The 15722-nt window shown below is 43.1% G+C and carries 19 protein-coding genes; 7 read left to right on the top strand and 12 right to left on the bottom strand.

Annotation, left to right across the window (positions count from 1 at the left end; genetic code table 11):
- Positions 1-177: 177 nt before the first annotated feature.
- Positions 178-672 carry a TraJ family protein gene (locus tag BLS28_RS31710; protein ID WP_501037391.1) on the bottom strand — a complete coding sequence of 165 codons (495 nt, stop codon included), beginning with the start codon at positions 670-672 and terminating at the stop codon, positions 178-180.
- Positions 673-984: 312 nt separating this feature from the next.
- Here BLS28_RS31710 and BLS28_RS20200 point away from each other — a divergent pair, with 312 nt between their 5' ends.
- The 4 genes from BLS28_RS20200 to BLS28_RS20215 are packed head-to-tail and all read left to right on the top strand — an operon-like array spanning position 985 to position 3724.
- Complete coding sequence (locus BLS28_RS20200; RefSeq protein WP_091171743.1) at positions 985-1548, top strand: ester cyclase; 564 nt, start codon at positions 985-987, stop codon at positions 1546-1548.
- 49 nt (positions 1549-1597) lie between these two features.
- Entirely contained in the window at positions 1598-2422 is an 825-nt protein-coding gene (gene ygiD, locus BLS28_RS20205; protein WP_091171746.1) for a 4,5-DOPA-extradiol-dioxygenase, read from the top strand.
- Positions 2423-2443: 21 nt separating this feature from the next.
- Positions 2444-3124, top strand: a complete 681-nt coding sequence (locus BLS28_RS20210) for an alpha/beta hydrolase (protein WP_091171748.1) — start codon at positions 2444-2446, stop codon at positions 3122-3124.
- A 21-nt stretch (positions 3125-3145) separates the two neighbouring features.
- On the top strand, positions 3146-3724 hold the full coding sequence (locus BLS28_RS20215) for a Crp/Fnr family transcriptional regulator (RefSeq protein ID WP_091171749.1): 579 nt from the start codon (positions 3146-3148) through the stop codon (positions 3722-3724).
- A 149-nt stretch (positions 3725-3873) separates the two neighbouring features.
- On the opposite strand, the gene BLS28_RS20220 is transcribed toward BLS28_RS20215, so the two are convergent.
- From BLS28_RS20220 to BLS28_RS20265, 10 genes are all read right to left on the bottom strand, one after another.
- Positions 3874-4371, bottom strand: coding sequence for a PPC domain-containing DNA-binding protein (locus BLS28_RS20220; RefSeq protein ID WP_091171751.1), 498 nt, complete (start codon positions 4369-4371; stop codon positions 3874-3876).
- Positions 4359-4931 (bottom strand): NADPH-dependent FMN reductase, encoded by a 573-nt coding sequence (locus BLS28_RS20225; RefSeq protein ID WP_091171753.1) that lies wholly within the window; start codon positions 4929-4931, stop codon positions 4359-4361. Before BLS28_RS20225 ends, BLS28_RS20220 begins: the two co-directional genes overlap by 13 nt.
- 11 nt (positions 4932-4942) lie before the next feature.
- Positions 4943-5194, bottom strand: coding sequence for an alpha/beta hydrolase family protein (locus BLS28_RS20230; RefSeq protein ID WP_091171755.1), 252 nt, complete (start codon positions 5192-5194; stop codon positions 4943-4945).
- Positions 5195-5340: 146 nt separating this feature from the next.
- Positions 5341-5832 carry an alpha/beta hydrolase gene (locus BLS28_RS20235; protein ID WP_176844526.1) on the bottom strand — a complete coding sequence of 164 codons (492 nt, stop codon included), beginning with the start codon at positions 5830-5832 and terminating at the stop codon, positions 5341-5343.
- 68 nt (positions 5833-5900) lie between these two features.
- Positions 5901-7013 (bottom strand): NAD(P)-dependent alcohol dehydrogenase, encoded by a 1113-nt coding sequence (locus BLS28_RS20240; protein WP_091171759.1) that lies wholly within the window; start codon positions 7011-7013, stop codon positions 5901-5903.
- A 55-nt stretch (positions 7014-7068) separates the two neighbouring features.
- Entirely contained in the window at positions 7069-8673 is a 1605-nt protein-coding gene (locus BLS28_RS20245; RefSeq protein ID WP_091171761.1) for an MFS transporter, read from the bottom strand.
- Complete coding sequence (locus BLS28_RS20250; RefSeq protein ID WP_091171763.1) at positions 8673-9716, bottom strand: HlyD family secretion protein; 1044 nt, start codon at positions 9714-9716, stop codon at positions 8673-8675. Before BLS28_RS20250 ends, BLS28_RS20245 begins: the two co-directional genes overlap by 1 nt.
- Before the next feature lie 14 nt (positions 9717-9730).
- Positions 9731-11092 (bottom strand): TolC family protein, encoded by a 1362-nt coding sequence (locus tag BLS28_RS20255; RefSeq protein WP_091171765.1) that lies wholly within the window; start codon positions 11090-11092, stop codon positions 9731-9733.
- The gene (locus tag BLS28_RS20260; RefSeq protein WP_091171766.1) at positions 11085-11723 is read right to left on the bottom strand and encodes a TetR/AcrR family transcriptional regulator; all 639 of its coding nucleotides are present in this window, start codon (positions 11721-11723) and stop codon (positions 11085-11087) included. The genes BLS28_RS20255 and BLS28_RS20260 overlap by 8 nt, the downstream gene beginning before the upstream one ends.
- 141 nt (positions 11724-11864) lie before the next feature.
- Complete coding sequence (locus BLS28_RS20265; protein WP_091171768.1) at positions 11865-12737, bottom strand: helix-turn-helix domain-containing protein; 873 nt, start codon at positions 12735-12737, stop codon at positions 11865-11867.
- Between the two features lie 190 nt (positions 12738-12927).
- On the opposite strand from BLS28_RS20265, the gene panB reads away from it, so the two are divergent.
- Genes panB through BLS28_RS20280 form a run of 3 tightly spaced genes read left to right on the top strand, consistent with a single transcriptional unit; the run spans position 12928 to position 15412 of the window.
- Positions 12928-13743, top strand: coding sequence for a 3-methyl-2-oxobutanoate hydroxymethyltransferase (gene panB, locus BLS28_RS20270; RefSeq protein ID WP_091171770.1), 816 nt, complete (start codon positions 12928-12930; stop codon positions 13741-13743).
- Positions 13744-13754: 11 nt separating this feature from the next.
- Entirely contained in the window at positions 13755-14114 is a 360-nt protein-coding gene (locus BLS28_RS20275; protein WP_091171772.1) for an aspartate 1-decarboxylase, read from the top strand.
- A gap of 11 nt (positions 14115-14125) precedes the next feature.
- A complete protein-coding gene (locus BLS28_RS20280; RefSeq protein ID WP_091171774.1) occupies positions 14126-15412 on the top strand; it encodes an NAD(P)/FAD-dependent oxidoreductase in 1287 nt (428 codons plus the stop codon).
- A gap of 40 nt (positions 15413-15452) precedes the next feature.
- On the opposite strand, the gene BLS28_RS31620 is transcribed toward BLS28_RS20280, so the two are convergent.
- Positions 15453-15713 (bottom strand): response regulator, encoded by a 261-nt coding sequence (locus tag BLS28_RS31620; RefSeq protein WP_091171776.1) that lies wholly within the window; start codon positions 15711-15713, stop codon positions 15453-15455.
- Between the last annotated feature and the right edge of the window lie 9 nt (positions 15714-15722).

The following is a 15722-nucleotide window of genomic DNA, read 5'->3' on the forward strand; positions in this document are numbered from 1 at the left end:
TCAAATCATCCAAAAAAGCTTTTCGGTATTTGTCCTTTACGGGCTAAATTTTGCTTCGAAAACATGTATTGGCTCAGCGAAGAAAGGAATCGAACCTCTACAGTTTTTAAGAACCGTGAAAATAAAAAGTCGTTTGCCTAACTGGCAAACGACTTTTCGGGAATAGTGTAATAAGATTCATAAGAATTGTCCAGTGGCTGTCTTTGCCAATCCTGTTATCATACCAGAAGTTCTGCCAGCTGTAGAAACAGCAGAGCTGATGCCAGAGGTTGAGATAATCCAAGTAGAGATGCTCGGAACTGTGAACATACATATTGCACCTATAAGAAAAGTAATAATTACTGTACCAAAGGAAAGAATACCATTGCCTGCAAATACGGCTAATTCAGCCATCTTGTTAGCCGTACCGCTACCGTGCAAAACAAGCTGATATCTGCTAATTTCGGCAGTCATGGCGTATTGCTGTATATAAGCACATAGCCACATTATAAGATAAGCGATTGCACTATATAAATTAACGGAAACGAACCGGGCTATCCAAGTAGTAAAACTATCTCTAAATGCCGGTAAAATACTTACTGCGACCGAAAAAGGGCCCAGGATAATCAATATTGAAGAATATATTGCCTGTATTAAGAATACAAAGTATGTACCGATACAAAAAGTAATCAGATGTTGATTATCAGTAAGTTATGAAATTTTAGTACCAAATTAAAAGCAAACTTTTTGACCTAAATTTAGGCCATTTTTAATACTGTCCTGTTACCCTAAGGTGTGGATAACTTGGCAATAATAGGAGTTATTTTTCAATGTTAGCAGCAAATCAGTAATAATGGCAATGGACTTTTAATCTTAATTCCATCAAACACTCCGGACATCGATAGGCAGATATTCTTAACATAGATTAAGATAATTTCTTACCACACGTCAAGTGTTTCCCAATTACGATACCGCAACTTTGTATTGTAATTAAATACTTATAAAATGAAAAATTTCACAAAAATAGCCATCGCGCTTTTGGCCTTTATCGGCACCAGTACCTTATCTACAAAAGCACAAACCAAACAAGAGGTTGCTAAAATGCAGGCTCAATTAAAACAATTGACAGCAGCCGATGCCCTGGTACAGAAACACCTGAAAACTTTTGACACCTTAGACTATACAGTATTCAGCGGCCAACAATGGGCCCGCTTTCATGAAAGCCACGGTAAATACATCAAAGTATTCTGGCCCGATGGGCACATCACTACGGGTTTGGCCAAACATATCGAAGACATGAAAGCCTTATTTGTTTATGCGCCTGATACCCGTATCAAACAGCATCCCATCCGTTTCGGATCTGGTAACTTTACAGCTGTTACAGGTGTATTCCAGGGCACATTTACTAAGCCAATGCCAATTGGCAATGGTAAATTTATCCAGCCAACCGGCAAAAAATTCGATTTCCCAATGGCTACTATTGGAATCTGGAAAGATGGTGTTATGATTGAAGAACACTTGTTTTGGGATAACAAGACCTTTATGGACCAAATCGGTTTAGGTAAATAATATTAACAATTGCAGGCATACATCAGGTATGCCTGCTTAAAAGAATACAATGAAACTGCAGGAATTGGCGAATATCGCCGGAACTTTCCCGCTAAGGGAGAAAACGATGCCGATGCTGTTTATTGGCCACGGCCACCCCATGAATGCATTATGGGATAATGATTTTACCCAAACGTTGACCAAATTAGGCAGGACAATCGATAAACCGAGCGCAGTATTGGTCATATCGGCGCATTGGGAAACCATAGGCACCTATGTTAGTGTGAACCCAATGCCTCGTACGATCCATGACTTTGGCGGATTTGCCAAAGAATTGTTTGAGGTAAGATATGAACCAAAGGGACATCCAGAACTGGCGCGTGAATTGAAATCGATGGTTTCCATTACCGATGTAATAGAAGATCACGAAATGGGCCTCGATCATGGCGCCTGGACGGTGTTGAAATTTATCTGGCCGGATGCCGATGTGCCGGTTTTTGAAATGAGCATGGACTATTCCAAGCCAGCGGCATTTCATTATCAATTGGGAGAACAGTTAAAAGAACTGCGCCGCAAAGGCGTACTGATCCTCTGCAGCGGCAATATTGTCCACAACCTGCGGATGATCGACTGGCGCGAGATTAACGCCAAACCGTACGACTGGAATGTAGAATTTGACCAGTTTGTTAAAAATCAGTTAGAAAACAGGAATTTCGAAGCGCTGATCAATTACGAAAAAGCCGGAACTGCAGCAAGGCTCTCTGTTCCGACGAATGACCACTACCTGCCGCTCATGTATGCGTTGGGATTGATCGGCAAGAAGGATGAGATCAAACCGATTTATGAAGGCTACCAGTTTGGCAGTTTAAGTATGCGCTGTTTTCAGGCCGGATAACAATTATTAAAGAAAAACACAATGGAAAATAAAACAAACGCTCTTAAGGGTGAAGAGCTCATGCTCATTTATAAAGCACATCAACCGGTAAAATCAGCAAAAAAACCGGGTTTGATCCTGTTGCTGCATGGCATTGGCAGTAATGAAGATGATCTTTTTAGGTTGGCTGGTGAATTTCCGGCTGGTTTTGTTATTGTTTCGGCCAGAGCGCCTTACACGGTTTCGCCCGGCAAATACACTTGGTTTGAGTTAGGTTTTAGCAATGGAGAGCGGGTAATTAACCCTGAGCAGGCAGAAAAAAGCCGCCTGGTAATTAACACCTTTATCAGCCAGCTAATTGACAAATATGAACTTGACGCTGATAAAGTATTCCTGGGTGGTTTTAGCCAGGGCGGCATCATGTCTTACAGTGTCGGCCTCACCTTCCCTAAGAAGGTAAACGGCATATTCATTTTAAGCAGCAGGCTGTTGCCCGAGGTAAAGCCATTGATCCGATCAAAAGAAGAATTAGAAAGTTTGCAGATATTTATTGCACACGGAACAAACGACCAGGTTTTGCCTATCCAATATGCCCATGACGCGCTATCTTACCTGCGCCCATTGTCTGATCATATTACTTATCATGAGTATGCGATGCCGCATACGGTTGGTAACCAGGAACTGGAAGACGTTAGTAATTGGATACTGGCTAAATCTCACTAACTTTCGGAAATTATTCCGAAAATGTTATCTGTTCAATTGTTTCATAATTTCAATAAATACGCCAGGATCACGGAAGCTGATTTTGGACTGATAGAACAGGTCCTCAGCAAGAAATTCGTTAAGAAGAGAAGGACACTCTTATCCGAAGGGGATAAAAGCCGGTATATTTATTTTGTTGAAAAAGGAGCACTGCGTTCTTTTACTGTTGACAAGGACGGTGTGGAACATGTGATCCAATTGGCTATAGAGGAACACTGGATAGCGGATCTTTATAGTTTTGTCACAAAGGCGGCGGGTAATATTAACATAGAAGCAATTGAAGATAGCGAAGTCTGGTTATTGCCACATCACGAACTCGAACTACTCTACGAGCAGATCCCTGCCCTGGAACGGTATTTTCGCCAATTGTTTCAACGGGCTTATGTGAGCCTGCAGCAGAGACTAAATCTGACCGTGAGTTCCAATGCAGAAGACCGTTATCGGCAGCTTCTGCAGGATTTTCCGCAAATCGCTGCAAGGATACCCCTTATTTATATCGCGTCCTTTTTGGGGATAACACCGGAAAGCTTAAGCCGGATCAGAAAACAACTTTTTCAATAATGCCCTACCAGGCAACAACCTCAATAACTTAACTGGTACATTTTTAATTACCAAAAGAAAATCGGCTACATACACATCTTAAAGCCCATATCCACTTTGTGGGTATGGGTTTGTCCATGTAATACAATCGTGTCATCTGATCTCTCGTATTACAGATCATAATCAATCATCGTTGCGTTAAATTCCGGATTCAGTTTTTTGTTCAGTAATGTTGGTTCAACCGTTACTATCACTTCTACAGTTGGCCCGACATTCATAGTCAATAAATGCCCTCCTTTTACCAAACCACCTCGTTCTGAAGCTGTGGCATGTGCATGTACTACCGGTTTGTCCTGATACCAAGTAATGTTTCCGTTTAAGGATGTTACTTCTGCAATGCCAACCTTAATTACTTCATATTCAAGGCGATCAAAGTCGAACCAACCCAGTTCAACGCTGAATGCACTACCGATACCTTGAAAGTGGGCGCTTTTTACGCCATATTCCAAAGCGAACCCTGCTAAACCGGATACCACTTCGTCGCCCTTAAAAAAACTGATTATATAAGTTGTAGCATTTGCCGCAGCGCTTAACAATTTTACTTTCATAGCTGGAGCGTTTCCCGCTTCGGCATGTGAAGCTGCCGATCTATATTCTAATTTTTCCATCTTTTAAATATTTTTTTGTTAAACCATTCCACGTACGCATTTACTGCCTTCTGCAAAAAGTCTTTGGTGCTTCCTTCTTTTAAATTACCACTTTCATCAAACAGCTCGTTTACTTTCGGCAAATAAACCTCGGGCTGTTGCATGGTTGGAACATTCAAAAATACCAGGCTTTGCCTTAAATGGTGATTAGCCCCAAAAGCAGATAGGTTGCTGGGCGAGTTGCTAAAAACGGCTGCAGGCTTGGCGTTCCATACACTTTTGCCATAAGGTCTTGAGCCTACATCCAAAGCATTTTTTAAGACGGCAGGCACTGACCGGTTATATTCGGGCGTAATAAAAATAATCCCATCCACCTGTTCCATTTCTTTTCTAAAAGCCGTTACAGCTTTGGGAACCCCAGGATGATCGTCAAAATCCTGATTATAGATGGGAATATCAGCCAGTGATATGATTCGAAACTCTAGTTCGTCAGGCGCCATGCTCAATAAAGCATTCGCTAATTTTTTAGAGTAAGACTCTCTACGCAGGCTGCCTGCGAGAATGCCGATTACATTTTTCATTTGTTATAATGTTAATTTGATGAATTGATCTGATAACCAAGAAAACCGAGCCAGTCGGAAAACCGGTCCATCCAGTAGTCTACCGGAAGGTGTTGTATTTTTGTACCGAATCCATGACTGCCTTTGGCATAAATATGAAGTTCAGCACTGTTTGATTTGTTTTTCCAATCTTTATAGAACAAAAGGCAGTCCTGGTCAAGTTTGAACGTATCGTCTTGGGCCACCGCAATAAATAATGGTGCCGCGCCGGAGGGCGCTTCCATGCCGGTGAAAGGATGGAGATAAGGATAAAGCGTAGCGACGAAGGCCGCATGGTCATTTTCATTTTTCGAGTAGGCAACCCTGCGGCAACTGTTCCACCGGCCGAGAACCCAATGATGCCGACTTTAGACGGATCAATGTTATAATTCTATGCATGATCTTTAACAAATGCCATAGCCGCCTTGCCGTCACCGATAGCAAGTGGCACATCCGCATCCATGACCGATACAAACTTTTTGAAATCTTTCATCTTTTCTTCCATTCCGGCAAATGGATCCTTGGGATCCAGCTGTAATATCCTATACTTAAGCACAAAGGCGGTAAAGCCTTTTTCTGCTAAAATTTTTGCAACCCGGTATCCTTCATTATCCATATCCAGCACATGGAACGCGCCGCCTGGGCAAATGATGACCGCACTCCCGTTATTATGCGCCGGATTCGGACGATAAACCGTTAACGTTGGATCACTCACGTTGATAACGGTGCGATTCCCGGTTGAAGGATCCGTTAAGGTTTTTTCCTCCCACTTCCATTGCTCGGAACCGGGAGCTTTCCCATTATAAAGTTTAATTACTTCCTGGGCGTATCCTTTTACGGTATTCATCATTGACAACACCATTATAATTCTTAACACTTTCATTTATCGTTTACTTTTTATCAAGCTAAGAATATATCCAACCAAAAAGTATATATTCTTAGCTTGTTCAATTAGTACTCTTGATTGCCGATGATCAGGACAGATTTAATCGTTCTGCCTTTTTCCGAATCCTCAACTGCCTCATTAATATCCTGGAAAGCGTATTTCTTGATGAGTTTGTCAAAAGGAAACTGGCCAAGCTGATACATGTGGATCAGTTTTGGAATGAATTCCTGCGGAACACTGTCTCCCTGGTTGATCCATCTGATTTTATAACCTTTCGTCAGAAAGATATTGGTTTCTAACTCTAATGGCTTACGCGCAACACCGATGCAAACCATCTCGCCAACAGGAGCCAGGCTCGACAACACATTATTGATCACTTCGTTTCTTCCGGTTGTATCAATTCCATATTGTACACCGTTAGGCAGGATCTCCCGAATGCGTTTTTGCACATCTTCGGTCAAACTGTTGATGGTATGCGTTGCACCCAGTTCCCTGGAAAAGTTCAAACGTTCTTCGTTGATGTCAACCGCAATAATTACGGTGGCTGAAGAAGCCTTTGCTGCCATTAAAGCAGCTAAACCTACTGCACCGGTACCGGTAATGACGATAGAACTACCGATCTTTACCTTCAAGGAATTGATCACAGCCCCTGCACCGGTTTGTATACCACAGCCTAAAGGACCTAAAATTTCCAGCGGCGCGTCTTTAGGTACTGCGATCACATTATTCTTATGGGCAATTGCATAGGTAGCAAAGGATGATTGTGAAAAGAAGTTATCATTGATCACTTTGCCATCAGGGTAATGGTGGTTATGCGTTCCGTCTATACGGGCACCTGAGAAGTTCCGGGGAAAGAATTCATAACAGTATGCCGGGGTGCCCGAGCGACAGATCTCGCATTCCCCGCAATAACCGTAAGTAAGTACCACGTGGTCACCCACATTTAGGTGATGCACATCATCGCCAATACTTTCAATAACGCCTGAGCCTTCGTGGCCCAGGATCACAGGAAAGTTGGGTGAACCCATTACAAAATCTCGCGCGACCATATCGGTATGGCAAATGCCGGTCGCTATAATTCTGACCAATACTTCGTCGGACTTTGGCTGGTCTAAAATTACTTTAGTTAGTTCAAAATTGCTGCCTTGTGCTTTAACGACAGCTGCTGTGATTTTCATAATGATTAAATTTAAATAATGTGATTAATTGATTTCCTGTAAATATCTAAATGTGCTATAGATTACCAGATGGCACCACCATGCGCCGATTCCAGTGTAAGAAAGTTTTATTAATGGCCGGTATCATTAGGATGAGCATCGCCACACCAAAAAGCAGTAAGGCAATGGTTAGGAATACAGCCCGATTAGTGAGCAACTGCGTTTGCTGGGCAAGGCTCTGACCGAGCGCGCCATTAGCCAGCGCCGAAGCCTGATCTGCTGAAAATCCTTTAGCTATATATAACGCTTTGTAATCTTTGATTCGGTCCGCGGTAATTACATTATCAGCGGTCAGGTAGCCAATAAAGCCTTCCTTAAAGTGCTGGTTGAAATATAACTGCAGATTATAATAGCCAGCAACTGAATTAGAGGATGCTGTAAAGCGGGCGTAAGCGGCGACCACCAGCCCGGTCGTACCTGTTTCCGCAGGTAAAGAAGATACCGTGAAAATGATAATGGGTACAAACAAAAATCCGGAAGCGGCTCCTTGTAGCGTAACCGGAAACAGCAGGTCTGTAAAGGACAGGTCAGGGGTCATTATAAAACACATCCAAAGATTGTATCCAACCATCAGCAGAAAGCCAATCACCAGAAAGCCCTTGGTAGAATGGCGTTTGGCCAAAGTGAGTTGTGTGGAGACGATCAGTGAAATTACTATCGCGCCTACATTACACAACCCTAAAGTGATCACTTGTAAGGCGCTCCATTTCAGGATACCTCCGGCATAATTATAAACCAGATTAATACTGTCTTTACTCCCGTAGTAAATGGCCAGCAGGCATAGTCCAATCAAAAAATTGGGGTATTTAAAGGCTTTTATATGAATCAACGGCCTTTTAATAATTGCCTGGCGGTAGAAAAATAGTACTGCACCGCACACAGCAATCAAGGTGCTCAGCCCTATTCGCGGGTCTGCGAACCAATAATATTTTGAACCGTAAACGATGGTATAGACAAAAGCTACGGCTGTGCAGGAGAATATCGTAAATCCGGCCCAATCAATCTGGTATAAGGGATAGGGTTTATGCCCTGACGTAGCGCGTAGGGCGAATAGACAGATCAGGAGTGTGAGGATCTGAAAACCAATCAAGTAATAATAACTAACTTTCCAATCGGCTGAGATCACTACTGCGGCCGCAACTAATCCTATCAATACAGTATTAGCGAGGATAGTGCCGTAAAACACCGCCGACCCTACGGCCTGTGCGCGTTCGCTTTCCAAACGGGTAAAAATCAGAATGAGGGCACAAGCAGCTGTATTACCAACTAAAATACCCTGCAAAAACCGAATGATAAAAAAGATATGGATGTCCTGACAATTCAAACATAAGCAGTTCAGCAGGATGGCCAGCAAGATATTAGTGATCAAATAGCTCCTTGTTTCAAAATACTTCAAGAACCGAAATTGAACCGGCAGTATCGAGATGATACCCGCGTAGCACAATAGGAGCGCAAATGAAATATCTTCAGGCTGTGCACCCAGGTAAGCGACCATATAATTCTGGGTAAGCGAAAACATCCCGAACTGCATGAGCGAAACCAGCAAAATGAGGAATAAGGCGATCCGAACGCCCCATTGCCAGTCATTGATCCAATCCTTGAAATACATGGGCTTCCTCATCACGCTTTCTTTTTAACTGATACGGTCACATTCATTCCTGATATAAACTGATTGGTGTCCTTAATATCAAAGACAATCTTTACAGGCACCCGTTGAATGATCTTAACAAAATTCCCGGTCGAATTATCAGCCGGTAAAAGGGAGAACCGGGAGCCTGTCGAACCGGCTATCGCCTCGATCCTTCCTTTAAATACTTTGCCGCCTATGGCGTCAACCCTGATGTCGACCGGCTGACCGACATACATGCCCTCGACCTGCGTTTCCTTATAATTTGCGGTAATCCATTTGTGATCTTCGTTGATAATGCTGACTAGGGGTTGTCCGGGTTGGATCTGCTGGCCTTCCAAAATATTTTTCCGGCCCAACCTTCCTGAGTAAGGAGCCCTGATGATCGTGTAGGATAAATTTAACCTTGCCAGATCCAGCGCAGCCTGTTTGCGTTTGATGTCCGCTTTAACCAGAGCAAAATGTGTTTTTAATTCGGCCACCCGTGCCTGATTTGTCCTCAAGCTGTTTTGTGCAGCGCTGTAATCACTGGCCGCAACGTCGTAACGAGCCTGAACCTGTTCCAGGTCAGAACCCGTAGCAGCTTCTTCTTTGACCAGGTTTTTATATCGCCTGATATCCTGCTTTTGCTGCACGTACCTGGCCTGAGCGCCTTTGATCTGGTCCTTATTGACGTCAGTGCTCAATTCAGATGAATGAATGCCGGCTGATAAAACCGTAAGCTGCGCTTGTGCATCTTCCATTGCGGCCTCAGCTGCATCCAGTTGCGCTTTGTATTCCCGGTCATCCAGAATGACCAGGGTGTCGCCCCGCTTAACCAGTTGATGCTCCTCGAACTTAACATGTTCTATGTAGCCACCTGCCCGAGCGGATACAGGGTTGATGTAAGAATCTACTTGGGCATCGTTGGTTTCTTCGTAATGCTGGCTAAACCCCCGATATTGAACGAAATAAAATATGCCGGTGAGAACGACGAAGATGGCAATGATCGTGATAACGATATTTCCCGGATGGATCTTTTGATTTTCTTTTTTCATGTCAAAGGCGTTAATTACAAATTGCCGCTGGTATATAAAAGGTGATAGTAAATGGTGAGTGCGTCTGTTTGGGCCTTGATAAGATTGAACCTTGATTCCTGAAGCAGGTTATCGGCATCGAGGAGATCTGTGAGCAAAGCAAGTTGATTGAAATATTTAGCGGTAACGATGCGGTAATTGACCTGTGATTGTTCCACAGAACGCTGATTGACCGAAATGCGGTTGAGCGCCTCTATATATTTGATGTAGTACGATTTGACATCGGTGGTAATATTATCCGCGGTTGCCTGCTGCTGCAGCTCCAGTTCTCTAACCCTTAGTTTGCCAGCAGCGATTTTGCTCTTATTGTGGTAAAGTGAGGAAATACTATATTGTGCTTTAAGCCCGACAAAACCCACTGCATACGCCTGATTGACAGAAGGAAAAAACAAGTAATTTGGGTAATTCAAGCCATAAGCGGTGTAGAAAGCCAGAGATGGCATATTGGCACTCTGAATGCCGCTAACCCTTGCACGCTGTATTTCCACATTCTCGGCCGCCTTACGTACACTGAAAGAAGATATACCGGCCCGTTCGATCAATTGCAGCAAAGATTCAGGTCTGGGCTTCGGCATGGCGGCAGAATCGGTGGGATTTAAACGAACGCTGTCCGGCACATTCATCATTACGTCCAGCCGTTGATTGGCGATGCTGATATTATTTTCGGTTTGTTGGAGGGAAAGTTCAACGTTGGAAAGCATAACCTCGGCCCGTAATACATCGCTTTTTGTAACCTTTTGATTTTTGTAAAGTGTATTGATATTCTTTAGTCGTGTTTGTGCCCTTTTTAACTGATCCTGGATATATTTCCTCAGGTCAGCCAGCCGGACCAGATCAAGGTATTGACCTGCAGTTTGCAGCGCGATATTTCCGGACTGGTCATCGGCATTCAGTTTAGCCAGATCCAGCCGCGAAGACTGTTCTTTTTGGAAAGCGCGCTGACGTCCGCCACTATAAATATTAAATAAGGCATCTACCCCCAATGCAGCAGCATTTGGCGTCGGTTTTCGCGGACCGGTTGTGGAATGACTGAGACCTTCGGTAAATAAGGTAAGATCAGAGAAACGCTGGTAAGAACCGCTCACATTAACTGTTGGCAGCGCCGCACGGTAAGCGTCCTTTCTGTCTTCGCCAGTCGCACTTTCTTCGATCCGGGCCGCCTGTACATTTTTATTCTGACTTTTCGCAAACTGAACCGCTTCGGACAACGACAAGTTGAAACCCGACCCCCCGGTTACCTGTGCAAATAGTTGCTGTGTGTGTGCTGTCAATATAATGAACACCACGAAAACAGCGGTCAGAAAAGTATTTTTAGAGTAATAGCGGCACTTAAGCATGGCATGAATTATTTAAAGCAAATTTTTCAGGTATGACCATTAATAGGATGTGATCGATCATTCGCCCGGTGATGTCATTCCTGACCGGCTCATTCAAATGCATTAATGAAGACAGGTTGCCCGTATAGACAGGAGGGATGAATGAAAGGATGTTGAGCGCAAAGATTTCCGCATCTATACTTTTAAATTGGCCTGTTTGAATGCCACTACTGATAATTTTGAGCAGGAACTGGTAGATATGGACGCGGGCTTCCGTTACCATGGCAATAACGGCCGGATGACGATGTGTAGCCAGTTGATTATACAGCAGGCGATGAAAATTTTCGTTTGAAGAGATCCTTTTGATGTAGATGAGCAAATAACCTCTTAATTTTTCTTCGGCATCCAATTCAAACCGATCAAACTCGCTGATCTCTGCCGTAATTTGAATTAGCCTGTTCTTAAATATTTCAAGATACAGGGCCTCCTTCGATCCGAAGTAGTAACTGATCATGCCGGAATTAATATCCAGTTTCTTTGCAATCAGCCTGATGGAAGTTCCGTCAAAGCCATATCTTGCAAATAGCTCTTCAGCGCCTTCTAATAAGAGTTGCTTGCTAACTTGGGATGAATGGTCTGTTTGCTGGGTCATGTCCTGTTCAATGATTTATTGATAGGACAAATTTCCGCTTAAAACAGGCTATAAGATTGCCAAAACAACCTCAATATTTGTCGAAATGGCTTATTGGAATAAGTTTATCCGTATAATGGTGACTTTTTAAATTGTAACACTTTATAGGAGCTTTTTACGATAAGCCACAGGTGACATGCCAGTATTAGCACTGAAAAACTTGCTGAACACGGATTGATTTGAAAAATTAAGAATTCCACTGATCTGAGAGACCGTAAGCGTTTGGTTTTGTAGCAGCACTTTAGCTTCAAGGGCAATCGTTTCGTCGATCCATTTGCCGGCAGATCTGCCAGTATGTTTTTTAATCGCGGCAGAAAGTGACTTTGGCATCACATGAAGATGGTCGGCATAAAATTCCAGTTTACGCTCATGCATAAAATTGCGATTGAGCAATTGTTTAAATCTCGAAAAAAGCGTATAACCGGTTAGTGAAGAGGGAAGAATTGTGCTATGTTGCCGATGATGCGCGTCAATTTCGTATATAACGGCGAAAACAAGGTTACGGATAATTTGGGCTTGGTGGTAGTTAGCCGTCGACTGGGTTAAAAGAATGAGCTCAAAAAAACTACGGAATTTAACGTGATATACATCATTTAAGCTAAGTGTATGCAAATCTGCGTTTTCGAAAAAAATGTAGTTATTAAAAAAAAGAATATCGGCATGTTTTTCCAGCAAAAAGGTGTCTTTGAAAAATATGATATCCATTTTTAAAAGTTCGCTCCTTTTACGAAAACTGCGAATGACGGAAGGCCCGAGCGTAATGATACAAGGCGCATTAATTTCGTAGTTGTTAAGGCCTGCTTGTAAAAAAATATTTCCTTCTTTCAGGTAAGCTATGGCATAGCTCTCAGCCCGGTAGGGTTCTTCCAGATAGGGATGCCCGGCAGCTTGGATAAACAAATATTCCTTGCTCGTATCCGGTACTGCGAAAAGGCGACTATGTCTTGAAAGCGAAAAGGTCTTAATTTCCTTCATTAATGTGAAATTACAATATAGAATCTAAAAGTTTTTGTATTTGAACTTCTTAAAGCAAGCTTTTTACCACACGCTATATAAACAAATTATCAAGCCATAACGACAAAAGAGGTATTTAGCTGAGCTGTAATATTGCATTAATAAAAATCGGCAATGGTTTGATCCGATTTCTACAGCAAAAACGATAAGAATGTCAGTTCAATTAACAAGTACCAAAATTACCAGTAAAGTTCTTCAGGACATGAAAAATGCTGGAGAAAAGATTAGTATGCTGACCGCGTATGATTTTTCCATGGCCCGGATCTTTGATGAGGCAGGAATTGATGCTCTGCTGGTCGGCGATTCGGCTGCCAACGTTATGGCCGGCTACGATACGACCTTGCCAATTACGCTTGATCACATGATCTATCATACGCAAAGCGTAGCCAGAGCGGTTAAAAGAGCTATGGTCATTACAGACCTTCCGTTCGGTACTTACCAGGGCGACAGCAAACAAGCGCTTAGTTCAGGCATACGACTCATGAAGGAAGCCGGTGCTCATGCGCTTAAATTAGAGGGTGGAGAGGAAATTATTGAATCGGTCACCCGGCTTATTCAAGCGGGTATACCGGTGATGGGGCATCTTGGGCTCACCCCTCAGTCTATTTACAAATTTGGCAGTTATACGGTTCGTGCTAAAGAAGAGAGCGAGGCAAAAACACTATTACGCAATGCGCAGGTCTTGCAGGATGCCGGCTGTTTTAGTATCGTGCTGGAAAAGATCCCGGCGACTTTAGGAAAAAAAGTAGCGGAAACTTTATCCATACCCATTATCGGTATAGGCGCAGGAAAACATGTTGACGGACAGGTGCTTGTGATGCATGACCTGTTAGGCATCTCCAAGGATTTTTCCCCGCGGTTCCTGCGCAGGTATTTAGACCTGTATAGCCAGATTTCCAACGCAACCAATGCCTATGTTTCAGACGTTAAATCCCGAAAAATTCCCAGTGATAAGGAACAATACTAAATATTTATATCATGGATCTTTCGTCATCTATCCTCAAATCTGAAATACAACATATCCGTATCAGCAAGGTATATCCTAACGGCGAAGATTACCTGTTGCTTGACGAAGAAATTTTAGAGGCTGCAAAAATATCGGAGAATGAAAAGGTATTGATCTTTAATCATAATAACGGGGCAAGTTTTGAAACTTATGTGCTTAAGGCGGGCAAAGGCAGCCATGCTTGTTTTCTCTGCGGCCCGGCAACGAGACTTGTCCATGCCGGCGACCACATCAATATTTTGAGTTATGCCAGATGGCTTACCGGTCATGTTCCTGCTGTTTACCCGATCATCATTGTTCCATTCATAGATTTTCCACAACCACACCATTAATTTAAATTATCATGACACCATATGGAAATAATATCGTCATTATCGGCGGCGGATTTGCCGGCATTAATGTCGCTCAAACTCTTTTGAAAAACGATAAGAACCTGCACGTTACCTTAGTCGACCGGAATAATTACAACTTCTTCCCCCCGTTATTGTACCAGATTGCTACCGGCTTTTTAGACGTATCCAATATCAGTTACCCATACCGGAGGTTGTTCAGAGATCATCCCAATTTCACTTTCCGCATGGGCGAACTACTGGAGATCAAACCAGATGAGAACTTGGTCTTGTTAACGTCGGGAGCATTGCGCTACACCAAATTGGTATTAGCTACAGGTACAGAGAGTAATTTCTTTGGAAACGAAAACGTCCGGAAATATGCCTTGCCTATGAAAACAGTGGCTGATGCGCTATTGTTAAAAAACACTTTACTAACCCGTTTCGAGCAGGCTGCCTATTCCAATGATCCGTTGGAACAAAAGAGGCTAACCAGTGTGGTTATAGCGGGTGGCGGACCTACAGGTGTTGAGATCGCGGGTATGCTCTCTGAATTAAAACAGAATGTTTTCAAAAAAGACTATCCTGAACTGGCAACCCTCCCGTTTGATATTTATGTATTGGACGGTTTACCTACCCTGCTGGCACCGATGACGAAAAAATCCCAGGACTACGCGTTGAAATCGCTGAAATCATTAGGTGCGATTGTTAGCTTAAATCAATTGGTAAAAGACTATGACGGAGAAAGCGTATTGCTTGGCGATGGTTCAAGTATAGAAACTAAAAACCTCATCTGGACTGCCGGGGTGACTGGCCAGATCTTTGCCGGCCTGCCAACTGAGTTTTACGGACGCGGTAAACGGCTGCTGGTGGATGCCTGTAATAAAGTAAAAGGCTCAGCTAATATATTTGCGATAGGTGACGGATGCCTGCAGACGCTGGATAAAAGTTTCCCAAACGGGCACCCGCAATTGGCTCAGGTCGCCATACAGCAGGGAGTAAATCTTGCTAATAATATTCACGCAGAACAAAAAGGTCGGCCGCTTAAACCTTTCCGATATCATGATAAAGGATCAATGGCCATCATCGGCAGGAATAAAGCTGTCACAGATCTACCAAAACCGGTTCTTCATTTTCAGGGCTTTTTTGCATGGTTAATGTGGTTATTCGTCCACTTATTATCGTTGGTCAACTTTAGAAACAAGTTAAAAACGCTGACAAACTGGAGCGCAGCTTATATTTCAAAGGATCAATATTTACGGATGATCATCAGACCTGCCAAAAAGGATACGGACTATTAAGTTTGAGGTCCCTTTAATGTATTACGACTAGACAAGGCGATCACTGATTAATTTCCCTGAATGGTGTCCGGATAAGAGATTTAACAATTCTTACTAATTCATCTATGTCAAATGGTTTGGCGATAAAAGCATCTGCACGGCATTTCGCTGCAACGGCTGGCAGTTGGAATACAGCAGATATCAGCACGATAGGGAGTGTATGGCAAGGATCGATGTTTCTTAAATCTTGACAGATCTGACTTCCTTTTACTCCATTCAGCCACTCATCAAGTAAGATAAGATTGGGCTTTAATGAGATAATCTCAAGTGG

It is taken from the genome of Mucilaginibacter gossypii, from assembly GCF_900100945.1.
GTDB lineage: Bacteria > Bacteroidota > Bacteroidia > Sphingobacteriales > Sphingobacteriaceae > Mucilaginibacter > Mucilaginibacter gossypii.